Source organism: Rhizomicrobium electricum, from assembly GCF_011762045.1.
GTDB classification, from domain to species: domain Bacteria; phylum Pseudomonadota; class Alphaproteobacteria; order Micropepsales; family Micropepsaceae; genus Rhizomicrobium; species Rhizomicrobium electricum.
The window spans coordinates 189236-207452 of sequence record NZ_JAASQS010000004.1 but is presented as its reverse complement, the minus strand read 5'-3'; the positions used below and the strand labels follow the sequence as shown (position 1 = coordinate 207452).

The window sequence follows — 18217 nt, the reverse complement described above, 5'->3', positions numbered from 1 at the left end:
TTCCTATTTCAAATCGGAGACGTCGATGTTCTGCATGTCGGTGTAGTCGAGGTTCTCACCGCCCATGGCCCAGATGAAGGTGTAGGCGGCCGTTCCGGCGGCCATGTGCACCGACCACGGCGGCGACACCACGGCCTCGTCGTTCTTCAAAACGATGTGACGCAGTCCATCGGCTTTGCCCATGAAATGGAATACGCGATCGGCCGGGCTGACCTTGAAATAGAAATAGACCTCCGAGCGGCGTTCGTGGGTGTGCGGCGGCATCGTGTTCCATACCGAACCTGTCTTCAGCGTCGTCACCCCCAAAAGAAGCTGGCAGGACTTGCAGGTGGTCGGCACGATGTATTGGCGGATGGTGCGCTCGTTCGAGGTGGCCAGCGCGCCACGCTCCAGCGGCACCGACTTCTCGACCGAAATCTTCACCGTCTCGTAGCGGGTATGGGCCGGGGTCGAGGCGAGATAGAACTTGGCCGGCTTCTTGGGATCATTCGAGGCGAACACCACCTCGGCAGTCCCCATCGGAACATAAAGCCCGTCTTCCGGGATCATATCGTATTTGACGCCGTCGACCGTCACCGTGCCGGCCCCTTCGCCGACATTGACGATGCCGAGCTCGCGACGCTCCAAGTACGGCTTTCCCTTGGCCGACGCCGGCTCATCCTGGACGGGCAGCGCCACGGCCTTGTTCACCGGAAACGCACCGCCGGCTACCAGCCGTTCGATGTGGGTGTAGGTCAACGAAATCTCGTCGAGAACGAAAATTCCGTCGATCAGGTAGCTGTCGCGCAGTTGCTGGTTGGTCGCACCGATGATGCTGGCAGGATCGGTGGCATAAAGGGTCTTCTTGTACAGGGACATGGGCGCATCCTCGTTCTAGGCCGGCGGCCTTGGTAACCGGTGTCATAACGCCCTTGCGCGTCGCGCGCAACGGCATCGGAGATGAATTTATTCGGACGGGGCGGCAGTGGACTCGCGGATGATCAATTTGGGAATGACTTCCGAGAGTTCGGGCTCGGCCGGCTTCTTTTTTGCCTGACGGCCGAACAGCTTATCGGTCGCCAGCTTGCCCATTTCCCGGACCGGCAGGCGTACGGACGTCAACACCGGCCACAATCTCAAGGCAGTGGCGCTGTCGTCGAACCCGATCACCGAGAGCTGGCGCGGGATGTCGATCCCCAACTCATGGGCGACTTTGTAGACACCGGCGGCCATTTCGTCGTTGCCGGCGAAGATCGCGGTCGGCCGAGGCTTCAGCGCGAGAAGTTCGCGCGCCGCAGCAATGCCGCTATCGAACGTGTAGTTGCCTTCCCGATCGAAACTGGGACGAAGTTTCACGCCGCGCTGCGCCAGCGCCTCGCGGAAACCACGGCGGCGTTCATGGGCGGAGCGGAACGAAGGCGGCCCCGAAATATGAGCGATCCGCTCGTGTCCCAACTCGGCCAGATAATGGGCCGCTTCGGCCGCGCCATCGGCATCGTGAGTGACCACCATGGTTGAGGGCTTGTCGAGCATGACGGAAGCGATGCGCACGTAATGGCACTCGAACTCCCGCAGCATCTTGACCATCCGCTCGTCTTCCGAGATCGACGGCGTCAGGATGACCCCGAACAGCTTCTGGCGTTCGATAAAGCCGCGCAAATCGGAGAGATAGGTCGGGCTGGTGCGCTCGCAAGGATGCACCAGAAGGCCGTAGCTGGTGCCGCGCATGGCATCGAGAATGCCCTGCTGCATGTTCACGACATATTGAGGCGTCGGATTGTCGTAGATCATGCCGATCAGGAACGAGCGGCGGAATGCCAAACCCCGCGCCTGCGGATCGGGTTCGAAGCCGACCTCGCGGATGATGGCGTTGACCCTGAGCCGCGTCTCCTCCTTAACGAAAGGAGACTCGTTGATCACGCGTGAGACCGTCTTCTTTGAGACATTGGCCAGACGCGCGATGTCATTGATAGTTGACCGTTTTCGGCTGCGGTCTTTCTCGATCGGATCGGTCGGCGTGGGCGATACTCCGGCAATCAAGCGTGGAGAACTCACGACCGAACGACCGCGCCACTCCACAAGCGATTTGTTCGGCGCCGAGAATACAGATTTTTGCTCCAGTTCAAATGACAACTTGTCCACGCGCTTAATCGCCGCGACAATTTGTTTACTCTTTTAATTACAAAGGCTTATGGAGCAATGCTGCCTGGATGACAGGCCAACCGGTCCACCGGACAAATTCAGGCCGCGGCACGACCGACGACACGTTTGAGCACTGCAATGAGATTGGGACGGGCTGCATAGTCCTTCCAGGCGGCGCTCCGGGCGATCAAAGCCGGTGCGGTCCGGATGGTAAAGCGTTTCGGGTCGAGGCCTTTCTTCACCTGCGCCCAGGTCAGCGGCATCGAAACCGTGGCGCCCTCGCGGGCTCGAGGCGAGAGCGGAGCGACCGCGGTCGCCATCCGGTCGTTGCGGAGATAATCGAGGAAGATCCGGCCCGCGCGGTCCTTCTTGGTCATCGTGACAAGGTATTTCTTCGGCGAGTCGGTGGCCATCCGGGCGCAGATCTCGCGGGCGAGCGCTTTGGCCGACGGCCAATCGATCGTTTTGGCATCGAAGGGCGTCACGAGATGCAACCCTTTGCCACCGGTGGTTTTGCAGAACGCCTCGAGTCCGATCGCGTCGAGGCGGTCCTTCAATTCGAGCGCCGCCTCGATGACGCGATCGAACGGCACGTCGGGCGCAGGGTCTAGATCAAACACAAACCGCCCCGGTTCGGCGGGCTTGCCCGGCACGTTGTTCCAGGGATGCAGTTCGAGCGCCGCGACCTGCGCTACAGCGGCGAGCGCTTCGACCCGGTCGATCTGAAGATAGGGCTTGCGATCGCCCGATACCATGACGGTCGACAGCAAGTTCGACTGACGCGGCATGGCGTGGCGCTGAAAGAAATGCTCGCCCGCGATCCCGTCGGGGGCGCGGACGATCGAGCATGGCCTGCCTTTGAGATGCTCCAGCATCCACGGCCCGACCGCTTCGAAATACTGCGCCAATTCGAGCTTGGTGACGGGGCGCCCGTCGCCGGCATCGGGCCAAAGCGGCTTATCCGGATGAGAGATCGGTACGCCCATCACCACGGAATTGCCCGCACGTGCGGTGGATTTCGTCACCGGTTTGGCAAGGACCGCTGTAGCAGGTCGAACCGGCTTTTCAGCTTCAACCTCGCCGGCAGGTTTGTCCTCGCGCAGAGCCTTGAATGCAGCCTGGCGCACCATCCCATCACCGGTCCAGCCGGCAAATTCGATCTCGGCAACGAGCACCGGCTTGACCCAATGGACCTCACGACTGCTGCGTGGCGCATTCACACCGGTGAACGGATTTTGCTTGCTCGCCTCGGCCTTCAAACGGGGCAACAGACGAGCGACCTTATCTTTGCCGTAGCCGGTGCCGACCCGCCCGACATAGATGAGATGCTCGCCCCGATGGACGCCAACCAGCAGCGAACGAAATCGGCCTTCGGTATCGCTCCAGCCGCCGATCACCACCTCGTGGCCGGTGCGGCACTTGGCTTTGGTCCACGACCCGTCACGCTCGGACGTATAGGGGACGGTGAGATTTTTCGACACGATCCCTTCGAGCGCCATCCGGCAGGCCGACTGCAGCACAGCATCACCACCGGAGTGGAAATGCTCGACGTAACGAATACGGCCTTTGTCGGTCGATGCCAGGATCGCGCTGAGACGCTTTTTGCGCTCCGACAAAGGCTGGGGACGTAGATCCTCTCTGGTGGCAAATGGGAGATCGAACGCGAAGAAAATCAAAGCATCATCGTGGCCATCGGACAACGCGGCCTGCAGCGCAGCGAAATCGGGGGCACCGTTGGCGTCCAGGGCTACGATCTCGCCATCGTAGATTCCGTCCGGTAATTTTCGCGCCTCGCGAGCGATCGCCGCAAAGCGGGAGGTCCAATCGAGTCCTTTGCGCGTGCGCAACACCGCCCTGCCCGCTTCCACGCGCAATTGCATGCGATAGCCGTCAAACTTCACCTCGTGCACCCAATCGGCGCCCTCTGGCGGCCGGTCGACCAGCTTGCACAACATTGGCGCCACGAAGGTCGGCATCTTGGTAACGGGTATGCTCTTGGGTTTGGTGGGCTTGCTCTTGGACTGCGCTTTCTTTTCCCCGACAGGATCACCGGCATCGGCGCGATTGGAATTCCACACCGCATCGCGCTCGAAGCTTGCGTTACGCATGAACGGCTTCGGCTTTCGCCCCTTTCCGGCGGCGATATCGTCCATGCTGCGGCCTGATGCGACCGAACGGTCGAGATCAAGGAGCGCGTCGGGACTGCCAGGCTGTTCGAATTCGTCGTGATGCTTGATCAAAAGCCAGTTGGGGAGCTTGCGCTTGTACTTGTCGTTCTTCATACGCACCAAAACCCAGCCGCCCTTCATCTTCTCGCCGGCCAGCACGAATTTGAGATCCCCTTTGGCGTAGAGCGCCTTGGGATCACCTTCGGGTTGCCAAAAACCGCGGTCCCACAGCATCACAGTCCCGCCGCCATATTGCCCCTTGGGAATGGTGCCTTCGAAATCGCCGTAATCGAGCGGATGATCTTCCACTTCCGCCGCCAGCCGGCGCACGGCCGCGTCCACGGACGGACCTTTGGCCACCGCCCAGGACTTGAACACACCGTTCATCTCCAGGCGGAAATCGTAATGCAGATGCGAGGCGGCGTGTTTCTGAACGACAAACCGCAACGCCCGCGCCGGGGCCACGACCTCGGCCCCGCTGGGCTCGGCGGTACGGGAAAAATCACGCTTGGCCCGGTACGAGGCGAGTTTCTTCTTTGCCACACGGCTCTCCATCGCGGAGAGAACGCGGCAAATGCAAAATCGCTGCGCCGTCAGGTTTCGCCCGCGAGTGCCTTCCGTAACGGCTGCAAAAAAGCGGCATAGGGAACCGACCGGCCGACGGAGCGGCTATACAGCGGCTGACGAACCTGGGACGCACTCAGCGTATGAACCACCCGTTTGGTTCGGTGGAACGAAAGGCATGCCTCGTCCCATTCGAGGCCGGTATAGGCAATGATACGCCGTGCCTGGCTTTCGAAATCGCCAACCAGAGCCTCGTATGAAACATCGAGAATGGCCGCTTCCGGCAGTACACGTCGCCAGTGCGCCATCAGGCCTTCGTAGGCGCGGTAATAGCATCCGAGTTCGCCAAGATCGTAGCTGTAGTCGATGTTCTGCGCGAACATGTTCGTAAAGCAGGAAAAGCAGGTATCGAGCGGATCGCGCCGGACGTGGATGATTTTTGCCTTAGGCAGGATGAGGTGGATCAAGCCGCACAGCATGAAATTCGCCGTGAGCTTGTCGACGATACGCCTCGCTTTCGGTGCATTGGCCCTGAGACGCGTGACATACAGGGACCCCAACTTTCGCAAATCCTCATTCCGCACGCCGGCGAAATGTGCCGGAAAGTTCGGTCCGGCCAAATCCTGCCCGAGCAGATAGTGCAGATACATCTTCTCGCCGGCGCCGAACGTTTCGGGATGGCTGGCGATGATCTGTTCGACCAGACTCGTTCCCGACCGCGGCATTCCGACGACGAAGACCGGAACATCGGACGGATCGCCGACGCCTTGGCGGGACGCAATGACGTTCGGCGTGAATGCCGCAGCGAGATCGCGCAGAACGCCCAGAAATAGCGCCTCGTCGTAGACGATGTGGCGGCGCTTGATGGCATTGGCGATTCGCCAGTGCTCGAATGCTTCAGCGTGGCGGCCAAGATCATCACAGGCCTTGGCAAGCGCGAAGTGAAGCTCGCATTGATCGGCTTCGGAAAGACTTTCCGCCTTTTGCGACAGCCATTCCAGACCGGATAGACGGGGATCGCCTTCGACAAAGCGGGCAAACTGCGCCAACAAACAATGATGGCCGGCAACATCGGGCGCCAGTGCCACGGCCCGCTCCAGCGCCGTCCGCGCCTCCTTGATGCGTCCGAGCTGGCTCAAGGCTTCGCCAGCTTGGTGAAACGCAACGTCGGAATGAGGAGCGACTGCTTGCAGCTTTTCGAACAAGGCCAGCGCCTCGGCCGGACGCCCCAAGGCGAGAAGAGCCGATCCGGCGCCGTCCAAAACCGCAGGGTCATCCGGCGCAACATCGCGCGCGCGTTCGAACCAGTAGTGGGCCTCCTCGAACTGGCCACTCGACAGACAGATATGACCACTGCCGAGATAGGGCTCGATCCGCCACGGCGCCGCCGCCATCACCGAGGCATAGATGGACTTCGCCCGGTCGACCTCTCCGGCCCGGCACAGGTCCATCGCCGTCGCCAGCTGCTGATTCAGGAAAAACTCCGGAGCCGGCATGATCAGGTGCCTTCCTGCGCTTCCAGCCGTCGGCGCAGGGGCTCCAACCAGGGCGCGTAACGCGCGGCGCGACCGACCGAACTCGTATAGAGCGGCTGGCGCACCTGCAGCGCACTTGCCGTCTGAACCGGCCGCCTCGTTTCATAGAATTTGAGGCAGCGTTCGTTCCAGTCAAGGCCGCAGAAGTCGATTAGCCGGCGTGCTTCGGCGTCGATATCGGCGACGAGCCTTTCGTATTGCACTTCGAGCATGACACCGGCCGGCAATACCGCCCGCCAATGATCCATCAAACGGTGGTAACCGTGGTAATAGCGCGCCAGGTCGGCGAGATCGCAGCTGAAGTCCAGATCATCGTCGAACAACGTCGAGAAACACGAAAAACACGTATCGAGCGGATCGCGCCGGACATGAACGATGCGCGCATTGGGCATCGCGATCCGGATCAGGCCGACGAGATGGAAGTTGAGTGGCAGCTTGTCGGTGATCCGTGCAACATCGGGCGCCAGGGCTCGCAGAGTCCGGACGTAATCTTCCCCAAGTCGCGTCCACGCGGAATCTTCGAGCGCACCCACGCCGGCGGGGAATTCGCGTCCCACCCTTCCGGCGTTGATGAAGGATGGCAGTATATCGCGTTCGCCTGCACCGAAGACATCCGGATGGCTGGCGAGGATCTGCTCGACCAGGCTCGTCCCCGAACGTGGCATGCCGATCACGAATACCGGCACATCGCTCGAAGTGCCCAAGCCGGCATGAGAGGAGAGGAAATCCGCCGAAAATGTTGCGGCAATCGCTTCGAACCGCGCGAGATCGGTGGCGATGCTGTAGCGGCTGAAGCGCCGCTTTTCGGCATTGCCCCGAGCGAGCTCGGCAAAGGCGCGGGCATAGTCACCGAGGTCGTCATACGCTTTGGCCAGCGCAAAATGGAGAGCAATCCGCTCCGACGGCGACAGCCCGTCCTGCGCCATGGCTTCGAGCGCTTTGAGGTGCACATTGCCGGGTTGGACTTTTTCGATACCCAAAAGAGCGCGCCGGAAGGCCGGATCTTGCGGCTCCAGCGCAACGGCACGGGAGAAAGCATCTGCCGCCTCGGCCGCGCAGCCGAGATAGAACAAGGCCGTGCCGCGGTTGAAATGAGCCAGCGCGAAGTCGGGAGCCAACTGCGTGGCCCGTGCAAAGCACTGCGCGGCTTCATCATGGCCCTGCAACGCCCCCAGCACTTCGCCAAGGCCGCACCACAACACGGGATCGTTGGGTGTTGCAGCCACGGCCCGGCGAAGGCATCCCACGGCAGCCTCCGTGCGTCCGGTTTGGACATAGAGCACGCTGAGTCCATGCAGCGCGTTGCCGTGATCGGGATGGGTATTGAGAACGCCGAGATAGGCGGCTTCGGCTTCCGCCGTCCGCCCTTGCATATGCAGGGCCACCGCCGCCTGATAGGCAGCGTCGCTGGACGTATGGCTCTGACTGCACATGACACACTCACGGGATAACGACGACAACACTATCCAATTCTGCAGTTTGCCGTGAAGATCGCCGAAGAAGAAAAAAGGCCCCCCGGCAGTACCGGGGGGCCGAAATACTCAGGTTGGGACGTTTACCAGGTGGCGCGCAGGACAAGCGAGAGCTTCCGCTCGCCTTCGACCCACTGATACTGATGCTTGCTGGCCACGGTCGGGCCGACTTCCAGGACCGCGGTCTGCTTGAGCAGATTGGCGCCCTGAATACCGACCTTGTAGTGCTCCAGGAAGGTGTAGAGGAACGACGCATCGAGCTGGCCGTAGCTCCTCTGGAACACCGGCTGGAAGATGTTGGCCGGATAGGAGTTGACCAGGTTACGCGAACGCCAGTTATAGGCGATGCGCCCGGAAATTCCGTACTTCTCGTACATCAGCGCGACGTTGAAGCTGTCGTTCGACATGCCTTCCATCGGAAGGGTGGTGTCGCCCGCATAGCCGAGCGCCTGCGGCGTGAAGTCGGTGCCGTTGATGTTGGAGTAGGCGTTGACGCCGTTAACCGGGTTGTAAATGGCGGCGACGGGGTTGGCGCCACCGGCATTGTAGATCTTCGTGTAGTTGGCCTGCACGCCGATCCCGCCCCAAGCTCCCGGCAGCTGATCGTAGAACTGCTGATAGGAGAGTTCGAAGCCTTCCACCGTCCCCTTGGAACCGTTCACGTAGCTCGACACGTTGAACGTCTGGGTGACGCCATTGCGCGTGAACGACATCGGCTGGATGCCGCTCATGACGTAGTTGGAGATGGTCTTGTGGAACAACGCCAGAGCCACATTGCCGCTAGGCGAGAAGAACCACTCGAGGCTGACGTCGTAGTTCTGCGAATAAGTCGGCTTGAGATAAGGATTGCTGCCCGTGCCTGTCCGCGGGTTGGAGGACGCAAACTGATCGCGAGCCGTCATGGCGCCCCAGGCATAGCTGAGCTGGGTGTAGTTGCGCATGCGGTCGAGATCGGGCCTGACCAGACCTTGCGAATAGCCAAGGCGGAGTTGCAGCTTGTCGCTTATGGCAGCGCGGAAATTGAACGACGGCAGCACATTGAGATACTCGTTCACAACACCCGGATACGCCGTCGTGGAGTTGTTCTGCGCACCGAGGAACGTGCAGGTCGCCGCCCGGTCGGAGCCGGCCGCGGCAGTGGTGCAATCCGTCACGTTCGGCATCCGCAATTGGCCCTGGCCGCTGTCGTAACGGGTATTGACAAAGCGAACACCGATATTGCCGTCGATCGGCAGTTCCATGCCGAGGAAGGTTTCGTGCGCAAAGGAAGCGACGAAATATCCCGCCAGGGTGTCCTCACGCTGCGTATTCACCGTCCCTCTGGTGTACACGCTGTTGCACAGATAGGGCGTGCCTGTGCAGGTCCCGTCGCGCACGATGGCCGGAATCCAGGTGCTGTCGGCCGCCGTCGAAGCGCCCGCTTCCGGTGTGTTCGCCGCGGTGTAAGGCCACTTGATCTTGGCCAACTCGGTGAACATCGGCTGGAGGTCCTGCCACACTTTGTAAGGCTGCTTCATCCAGTTGAGCGACGGCTCCCAGACGCCCGGCATGCTCTTTCCGAAAAAGTCCGGGAACGCGTAGTACTCGGTGTTACCGGCCAGACGGGTCGAGAAATCGCCGAGATTCGTGGCGCACTCCGCGACCGGGACATAGTTGGCGCCATAGCTGGAAGTACGACCGCAGTTCAGCGTGTTCCAGGTCGCAAAGCCGATACGGCCCCAGTTCCAACCGGTATTACGCGTCGCCGATGACTTGAACGCGCTGCGGAAGCCGGCGTCGACCGACTTCAGCCAGCCGCCAAGACCGTTGCCGTTAAAGGTGTAGGTGGCGTCGGCGCGGGTGACATAAGCCTGTGCGAAGTTGTTCTCGTAGTGGTCCATAGCCGCTGCCCAGAGGTATTCGCTCTGATCGGCCAAGGCCTTCCGGCCTACGTCGTCATAGGTGAACTGAGGCGAGGCATCGGTGAGGTCGAACTTGACGTTGATATGCGGCGCATTCGGATAGAACTCGGCGTGCCCGGAGTAGTTGGACGACTGCATGTACCGGTCACTCTTGGTGCCGTAGTACATGGTCATGCTCGACATGGTCGCGCGCGATTCGACGTAGCTCGCATCCACCACCACCGTTAGGTTGTTGGTGGGCTGATACTTCAAAGTCAGTTCGGCGTTCTTGTTGATGTGATGGCGAACGTCGAAGCGAGTGTCGAAATAGTTGACGTACGTCGAGTCGGACTGGGCGTTGAAGATCGTGCCTTTATTCAGGTAGCCGTTGCCGTCGTAGCCGTAGCTCTGCATCGACGCCAAGGCAGAGGTCATATCTCCGGCTTGCAGGGACGACAACGAGTTGAGCGGATAGGTGCAAGAACCGTCCGTTTCGGTCGCTGCCGAACCATTCATATGCGTGCCGCAATGCTGCGTGTTCACCACCGGAACGATCCAGGCCACGTTGTGTTCGTCGCTCTGCGGTTCGGCCTTCGTGAACAAACCGACGAAGGTGACCTCGAGCTTGTCGTTCGGCCGCCATTGCAGCGTCGCATCGAACGTCACACGCGGCTGCTTCCAATCCATGTGGCGATAGCCGACCATGCCGAAGGCCTTGGTCAGACCACGCGGATAATACTGATCCGTCTGGAACGGGGGGTAATTGTCCGTGCTGTTCGTCCAAGGACCCGTCCTCTGGTTTCTGGTCCAGGGGTCGGTCGTGCCGATGTTGTTGGCGTTGATCAGATTCTGATAGCTGGCGGAGACCAGCGCACCGAATTCGCCGATCTTCGTGTTGAGGCGGTCACTGTAGAGAACGTTGACCGACGGGCCGGCCTTATCGGCCACCATTCCATAATCGAGCGAGCCCGATACCGCGATCTTGCGACCGTCAAAATCGAACGGCTTGCGCGTCTTGAGATTCACCGTACCACCGACGCCGCCTTCGATCATCTTGGCGCTGGGGTTCTTGTAGACGTCCACACCCGACATGAGATCCGGGGAAATATCGGCGAAACTGATGGTACGGCCGTTCTCGGCACCGAAGATTTCCTCGCCGTTGACGAGCGATTTCACCCACGACAGGCCGCGAATGAAAACGCCATTGCCGTAACCGGCCCAGCGCAGAGGGTCATTGGGCTGGTCGGTGCGGGTGATCTGAACGCCCGGCACGCGTTGCAGCGCTTCCGCAACGCTGTTGTCCGGCAACGCACCGATATCCACCGCGGTGATCGAGTCGACCACTTGGTCGGCGTTCTGCTTGATCGCCTGGGCCGACTGAAGACTGGCTCGGATGCCGGTCACGGTGACCGTTTCCATCATTTCCTGCCCGTAAGCCGGCGCAGCGGCCAACACAGCAACGCTCGCAAGCATGCTCGAGCCGAGAAGTGCGGTCTTCGCGCGTCCACTCCATCTACTCACTGTTGGATGCATATTTTTCCCTCCCCTGGGATGGTTATCGACCGGGGTCAGAGGCAATTCGATCAACGTCGAATAGCCGCGAAGCAGCAGCCGTCAGCGCTTACCCAATGCACGCCCAAGCCCCAGTTGAGTGTTGATAACGCTATCAACATCGGCCCGTCAAGAATGGGGCTACATTGTGTCGAAAAAGGTCGAATCGTGTTGCAGATTCACGCCATCGTTGTGCACTTCATTTTCATTATCTCTCAAGCCATTGATATTTAATATGATATATAGATTTCCTCATGTGGCTGGTTGACGCATGCCACGCCACATATATGACACAATTTGTTTATTGGTAACGCTCCCAGAGAAAGCTATCCTCTCACGCACCCGGCGTGACCCAGCGCGTTCCACGCGCCTGCATGCCGAGAAAAGGCAAGGGGGAGGACCACACATGCCACGCATGATCGCGATTGCCGGACTTGGACTGCTTCTGACCGCAACGGCCGCAGCAGCCCAAACCAGTCCCGTGGGCGGCGGGGGCGCCGGCAGCGGTCCCGGCGGCGTCGTAGCGCCAGGTACCCAAATGGGCCGCGGCAATATCTCGGCCGAGGATTTCAACAAGCTGCAGGACTATGTCGACGTATCCAAGCGCCTGAGCGGCGACAACAAAGGCAAGACGGTCGAAGACTTGATGAAGGAAGACAAAGCAGCCGCGACAGCCTTGGTGGCTGCAATGCCGTTTGCCTGCCAAGTCGACAAAGCGGTTCTCGCCGCCGAAGGTCCCGCAACCGTTGACGGCAAAACCGTTCAGACGAAAACCTATGAAACCGTCTGCACCAACGGCCTTGGCTATTTCCTGACCTCGCGCGAATCCCTGCCCACCACCGCGCTATCCTGTCTGGCGGCCGACGCCGCCAACGCCGCCGACAAGGCGGCCGGGCGCAAGCCTGGGCCGGCCTGCCTGCAGCCGGAAGTCGCCGACGTCAAAACCATCGCGACCAACCTGATGACGCGCATCGGCACGCCCTGCACCGCACGCGACTACCGCTGGGTCGGCAATAATTCCAGCGCCCATGTCGAGTTCGGCGAAGTGGCCTGCACCGACAATACCGGCTACATCGTGACCTATGCTCTTCCAGGCTCGACCGCGCCGGCGCGAGCCTTGAGTTGCCGCGAGTCCAATGCGCGCGGTCTGCCTTGCAAGCTGTCGGATAACGGCGGCGAAGCCCTGACGCCACAGACCTTCCGCAAGGAGCTCAAGCAGCGCGCCATTGCCTGCGATGCCGCCGACAACGATGTCCGCCTGCACGGCCAGGAAACCAACCTGAAGCGCTTTGTCGTCGAGTTCAAATGCTCGCAGCACCCGCAAGGCCTTGTCGCCTACCTGCCGCTCAACGGGGTCAAGGCGCCATTCGAGGTGGTCGACTGTGCCGGAGCCGCCAAACGCGGCGTGACGTGTGCACTCAATCCTAAGCGGCCGTAGCCGCATCTCTCGAAACGGCCGCCGGATTTTCGCGGTCCGGCGGCCGCTATCTTGCCTCGGCTGAAACACGAAAGGTTATATCGTTCAGCGTTGGGTCGGCAGCGCCCGACTGGAACGTCCGCGGATAAGGTGGCCGATCAAAAGCGAGCGGGCCGATGCGGGCACGTCGGCGGCCAGTCTTCATTGCCCTGCAAACGCCAAACAAAGAACTCACCCGATCCGTTGTCTTTGAGATCGCGGGCGAACAGAAGGCTATGGCCCTTGGGCGAAAAAACCGCGCCGATCTCGTTTGCGTTGGCATTGATCTGCGGACCCAGACGTTGCCGCGGCAACCACGCCTCTCCCCGGCGCAGGGACTCGTAATAACCATCCTCTGTTGCGATGATGAGGCGTTTTCCATCGGGCGAAGGCAGCGGCTCGTATTCGTTTCCGGAGCCGTTAACCGACGGCCCGAGGTTTTCCACTCGCCAAAGCCCTCTGTTGTCCGAACGAGCCCGCCAGATATCGGTCTTGCCCAGACCTCCCGGCCGGCTGGAGCCGAAATAGAGCCAACCATCCGCACCAGGGCGAGGAAACCATTCGGCCGAAGCGGAATTGACCGGTTCGGGCAGCCGTTCGGGAGCACCCCAATGCCCACCGGCATCGCGCTGCATTCGCCAGATGTCCAAATCCCGGCTATGCGAACTTCCCGTTGCCCGAGTCGAGTTGAAATACAGCCATCGGCCGTCGGGTGTGTAGAATGGATCGGCTTCAAGACCGGGTGCGGCGAACGCTGGCGGCCGCGGGTCCGTCCATCCGGAGTCTCCGCAGCGGCTCAGCAAAAGATGCCAACCCGTGAATTCCTTCGAACTGCGAACGAAGAGAAAATCTCCCGTCCGGGGATCAAAGGCCGCGTGAGACTCGAACAGCGGGCTCGCAATTCCGGCCGGAGCCCAGTGCGTGGGATTCTGCACCGGGACATCCGTTTGCGCGGCTACGGCCAATTGTGAAGCGAGACCCAGGGCGCAGAGCGCGACAGGAACTGAAATTTCTAGATCGCGTGTCCCGCGCTTCTCCCACCAACTCTTGTCTTTGCTCATCTGCCGATACCAAAGGTGCGGAAGAAACTCTCATGCGAGGCATTTTATGCGGCGCTGCCAGCACGGCTTCATGACGCCACTCCATGGAGCGCACAGCACTCGTCGTCAGGCCACGACGGTACGACGTATCAACCTGCCCGTGAAAGGCCGCGCCGATTGGATCGAGCTGATTTTTGCGTCAACTTTTGAAATGGAGCGAGCGAGCAATGAAACCTCGCCGCCCATTCCTTCACGTGGAACTGTATCCGCGAGCCCTATTTCGGCTGGAACGAGGCGAGGAATTTCTCGAGCTCGGCGATGTTTTCCGGCGACGCCAGGCTGGTATGCGACGTCAGGACCTGGAACGTCCGCGGCTTGGCGCTCGGCACGACGATCATGATGCCTTTGCCGGACGAGCTTTTGTCGTTGGTGACGTACGAGAAGAAACGCGCCTTGTAGGCCCCCACTTTGCCGGGTTTGCTCGCCGTGATGGTGGCGTCGAGCTGGGCGGCGAACATCTTGGGCATGGTCGTCAACGCCGTGGCGGCATCGATCTTGCGGGGCACGGTATAGGTGTCGACCGTGACCATGGCCGTCCAGACGCCCATCACCCGCGACTGGATGATGACCGACTTCGAGATGGCGTTGCCTTTGGCATCGGTTTCCGACGCTTGCGGGTCTCCAACCGTCACTTCGGCGGGAAACGCCGCGGAGAAGCCGTACTGATCCGACGTGAACGTCTCGCCGCTCGCTTTCGTCGGCAGCAGCACCGCCAGTGCGCAAACGGCAAACATAGACAGGATTCGCATATGCCCCTTCCCCCTTATCTATCCCTCCGGCAAGTCTGCGCGCGCCGCCGCTCGCATGTCAACGCAGCGGCAATTGAGCCGTCGCAGTCCTACCTTTCCACCGCATCGTGTCCAAAGCTGGAGAGGTATTGCATCGAAATTGATCCGTAGCCGGAGCATGCGGTGCCCCGTCGGCTGCATTGCTGCTCCGTGCACTCCGCCCAGCTTTGCGGGGCTGACTGATCCACCGACGCCGCACGGTCGAATGCGCATCCGCGGGCGCGTATACGCTGCCCGGCCACTTCTCAGCCGTCCGTCGATCGAGACGCAACCTGCCCCCGAAGGGGTCGTACACTACTGGTTTTTTTGGAAGATCCACTTTGGAGCGGGCGAGGCGAATCGAACGCCCGACCCTAACCTTGGCAAGGTTATGCTCTACCCCTGAGCTACGCCCGCGTTCCAAGTGGGAGGCGGGTTATGACCTGTCCTCGGGCAGGATTCAAGCGGCTTTTCCGGGGGGCGGAGGCCCGGCGGGGGGCAAACTGCGCGGCGGACTGCCGCTCCCGGCAAGTTTCCGTAAAAAATGGCCTTTTACCTGCCCGCAGAAAGGCTTCCGGCGCCTCGCCAGGAGCGGGAATTTCCCATTGGGAGATCGATCAACCCTCGACCAGCCGGACGAACACGGCGTGGGCGCGGCTCTGGAGATCGGCCAGCAGGCGCTGGAGATTGGCGAAGTCGTCCACCCCGGCCGCCTTGGTGAGCAGCAGCTTCAGGCCGGGGGTCGCCGTTTCGGGGTCGAGCGGCCCATCAAGGGCAATCCGCAGCACCTGCATCAGCGCGAGTTGCAGTTCGGCGGCGGCCGTCAACACCGCCGTATCGGTTTCGGCGAGGTGCCCGGCGGCAGCCAGCGCCTCGAAGGCGGCAAGGGTGCCTTGCCTGAGCACGGACAGATCGTCGGGGGCATAGCGGAGCTGCAGCACCTGGGCGGTGAACTCGATGTCCATCAGTCCGCCGCGCGCGTATTTCAGGTCCCAGGCACTTTTGGCCGGGATGTTCTCGACCACCTTGCGGCGCATGCCGGAGGCATCGGCCGAAAGCTGCGACCAGGGCATCGGCCTTCGCAACGTATTGCCCACCACAGCCTGGATTTTTTCCGCCAGCGCTTCGGGCCCAGCAACAATGCGGGCGCGCGTGAGCGCGAGGCGCTCCCAGGTCCAGCTTTCGGTAGCGTGGTAACGGGTGAAGGATTCCAGGCTCACCGCCGCCGGCCCCTTGTTGCCGGTGGGGCGAAGCTGCATATCGACATCATAGAGCCCGCCTTCGGCCGTGGGCACCGTAAGCGCGGCGATAAAGCGTTGCGCCAAGCGGGCATAGTATTGGCTGACTGCCCAAGGCTTGGGTCCGTCCGAGGCCTCGACGCCGACCGGCGCCTCGTAGACGAAGATCAGATCCAGATCGCTGCCTGCCGTCATCTCGCGACCGCCGAGCTTGCCCATCGCGATCACCGCAAACGCGCCGCCCGGCACCCTGCCCGCCGTCGCAGCGAGTTCGTCTTCGGTGCGGCGAAGCAAGCCGTCGATGACGGTTTCGGCGATGGCGGCGAAGGCAGGACCGGCGGCGTTGGGTTTGGCCAGACCGTCGATCACCTGCACACCGACGCGGAAAATCTGTTCGTGCGCGAAACGGCGGGCGGTATCGAGCGCCGCCTCGTACACCGGTGCACGCGCCAACAGCCCGCACAACTGCTCCTCAAGTTCCGCCCTCTGCGGCAGCGCCCTTAAGAAACCGGGATCGAGCAAAGCATCGAGCGTCGCCGGCGCGTGCGACAGATGGGTGGCAAGACGCGGCGCCGATCCCATGATCGACGCGATCAGACGCAACAGTTCGGAATGGGCGATGAGCAGCGAAAACAACTGCACGCCCGATGGCAGGTTGGAAAGGAAGCGATCGAACTGGGCAAATGCCGCATCGGGATCGGCGGTAGCGGCGAGCGCGGCCAACAGAGCCGGGATCAGCTTGGTCAGAAGCTCGCGGGCGCGGGCCGAACGGGTGGCCCGGATACGGCCGTGGTGCCAGCCGCGGATCGCGCCCGAAACGTGCGCGGGATCCTTGAAACCCATGCGGCGGAGCGTTTCCAGCGTTTCGGGATCGTCTTCGACGCCGGTGAAAACGAGACTGCCGCTTTCGCCCGCCAGCGGCGCGGCTTGTTCGAACAGGCGCGCATAATGGCCTTGCACGGTCGTCAGGCGGCGGGTCAGCGCCTCGCCGAACGAAGTCACGTCGGCGAAGCCGGCAAAACAAGCCGTCGCAGCAAGATCGTGCGGGTTCTTCGGCACGGTATGGGTCTGCTCGTCGTCGGTCATTTGCAGGCGATGTTCGAGCGTGCGCAAGAAGCGATAGGCCTCGGTCAATTCGCGCGCCGTGACATCGCTGACATGGCCGCGCAGACGCAGAGCCTCCATGGCATCGAGCGTGGCGCAAACGCGCAAGGACGGATCGCGGCCCCCTAGAATAAGCTGCTGGGTCTGGACGAAGAACTCGATCTCGCGGATGCCGCCACGGCCGAGCTTGATGTTGTGACCGGCGACCGCAACCTCGGAATGGCCGTGATAGGCATGTATCTGGCGCTTGATCGACTGAATGTCTTCGATGGCGGCGAAGTCGAGATTGCGGCGCCAGATGAACGGATCGATGACGTGCTTGAGAAACGCCGCCGCGGCCTCGGCATCGCCGGCGCAAGGCCGCGCCTTGATGAAGGCGGCGCGCTCCCAGTTCTGGCCCATGCCTTCGTAATAGGTTTCCGCCGCCTCGGTCGAAATCGCGATCTGGGTAGCACCGGCATCGGGGCGGAGCCTGAGATCGACCCGGAAGACATAGCCGTCGACGGTGATGTCGGCGATCAGATGGACCAGCGTCTTCACGACATCGATGGCGGCACCGCGGGCATCGTCGCGCTTGAGGAACGGAAAGCGGGCGGTGTCGTAGAACACCACGAGGTCGATATCGGACGAATAGTTCAGCTCGAATGCGCCGTACTTGCCCATGGCGAGCACGACGAGGCCGGTCGCGTCCTCGATGGCGGCCGCAGGCCAGCTCTCGTATTCGGTACCGGTCGCCGCTTTCTTCAAGGCAAACCGCAGCGCCCCTTTGACCGCAGCATCGGCAAACCGGGTGAGGCTTTGGGTGACATCGGCGAGACTGAACGTCCCAGCGATATCGGCAAGCGCCACCACCAGCGCGGTCTGCCGCTTGGCTTGGCGCAAGGCCTGCATCGCATCGGCATCGCGCGGCGCATCGGCGGCAGCAAGCGCGGCGGCGATCGCCTCGGCGAGCAGCGGCGCGGGACCTTCGGCAAACAGACGCGGAAGGGTGCCGTGTTCGTGAATGGCGATGCGACAGAGATAGGGACTGTTGCCGAACGCGGCTTCCAACAGCGCCCGTGCTTCGCCTTCCGGCCGATAACCGGCTTCGGCCAACTGGTCCAAGGTCCGCTGCGACCGGGCACGGTCGAACGGCTGAGGCAACGAAGCGGATGAGATCGCGAACATGGGGGGAGAATAGCTCAATTCTTCCGAAATTGCCGAGTCGTTCGCCGCTCCCAACGAGCTGTCATCCCCGGCCGAGCTAGCGTCAGCGCAGCGA

At 61.6% G+C, this 18217-nt stretch carries 10 protein-coding genes and 1 tRNA gene; 1 reads left to right on the top strand and 10 read right to left on the bottom strand.

Annotated features, from left to right (window positions below; genetic code table 11):
- Positions 1 to 3: 3 nt before the first annotated feature.
- From kduI to FHS84_RS09050, 6 genes are all read right to left on the bottom strand, one after another.
- Positions 4 to 858, bottom strand: a complete 855-nt coding sequence (kduI, locus tag FHS84_RS09075) for a 5-dehydro-4-deoxy-D-glucuronate isomerase (protein ID WP_166933207.1) — start codon at positions 856 to 858, stop codon at positions 4 to 6.
- Between the two features lie 87 nt (positions 859 to 945).
- Complete coding sequence (locus FHS84_RS09070) at positions 946 to 2034, bottom strand: LacI family DNA-binding transcriptional regulator (protein WP_341801819.1); 1089 nt, start codon at positions 2032 to 2034, stop codon at positions 946 to 948.
- 185 nt (positions 2035 to 2219) lie between these two features.
- Complete coding sequence (gene ligD / locus FHS84_RS09065) at positions 2220 to 4832, bottom strand: DNA ligase D (protein ID WP_166933204.1); 2613 nt, start codon at positions 4830 to 4832, stop codon at positions 2220 to 2222.
- A 50-nt stretch (positions 4833 to 4882) separates the two neighbouring features.
- Positions 4883 to 6349 (bottom strand): tetratricopeptide repeat-containing sulfotransferase family protein, encoded by a 1467-nt coding sequence (locus tag FHS84_RS09060; protein ID WP_166933202.1) that lies wholly within the window; start codon positions 6347 to 6349, stop codon positions 4883 to 4885.
- A 2-nt stretch (positions 6350 to 6351) separates the two neighbouring features.
- Positions 6352 to 7821, bottom strand: coding sequence for a tetratricopeptide repeat-containing sulfotransferase family protein (locus tag FHS84_RS09055; RefSeq protein ID WP_166933200.1), 1470 nt, complete (start codon positions 7819 to 7821; stop codon positions 6352 to 6354).
- Between the two features lie 122 nt (positions 7822 to 7943).
- Positions 7944 to 11213 (bottom strand): TonB-dependent receptor, encoded by a 3270-nt coding sequence (locus FHS84_RS09050; protein WP_166933198.1) that lies wholly within the window; start codon positions 11211 to 11213, stop codon positions 7944 to 7946.
- Positions 11214 to 11697: 484 nt separating this feature from the next.
- On the opposite strand from FHS84_RS09050, the gene FHS84_RS09045 reads away from it, so the two are divergent.
- Positions 11698 to 12729 (top strand): hypothetical protein, encoded by a 1032-nt coding sequence (locus FHS84_RS09045; protein ID WP_166933196.1) that lies wholly within the window; start codon positions 11698 to 11700, stop codon positions 12727 to 12729.
- Positions 12730 to 12866: 137 nt separating this feature from the next.
- Here FHS84_RS09045 and FHS84_RS09040 read toward each other — a convergent pair whose 3' ends face one another.
- From FHS84_RS09040 to FHS84_RS09025, 4 genes are all read right to left on the bottom strand, one after another.
- Positions 12867 to 13808 carry a TolB-like translocation protein gene (locus FHS84_RS09040; RefSeq protein ID WP_166933194.1) on the bottom strand — a complete coding sequence of 314 codons (942 nt, stop codon included), beginning with the start codon at positions 13806 to 13808 and terminating at the stop codon, positions 12867 to 12869.
- A gap of 254 nt (positions 13809 to 14062) precedes the next feature.
- The gene (locus tag FHS84_RS09035) at positions 14063 to 14596 is read right to left on the bottom strand and encodes a hypothetical protein (protein ID WP_166933193.1); all 534 of its coding nucleotides are present in this window, start codon (positions 14594 to 14596) and stop codon (positions 14063 to 14065) included.
- 360 nt (positions 14597 to 14956) lie between these two features.
- Positions 14957 to 15031, bottom strand: a tRNA-Gly gene (locus tag FHS84_RS09030).
- A gap of 200 nt (positions 15032 to 15231) precedes the next feature.
- On the bottom strand, positions 15232 to 18060 hold the full coding sequence (locus FHS84_RS09025) for a bifunctional [glutamine synthetase] adenylyltransferase/[glutamine synthetase]-adenylyl-L-tyrosine phosphorylase (protein ID WP_166933191.1): 2829 nt from the start codon (positions 18058 to 18060) through the stop codon (positions 15232 to 15234).
- Positions 18061 to 18217 lie beyond the last annotated feature (157 nt).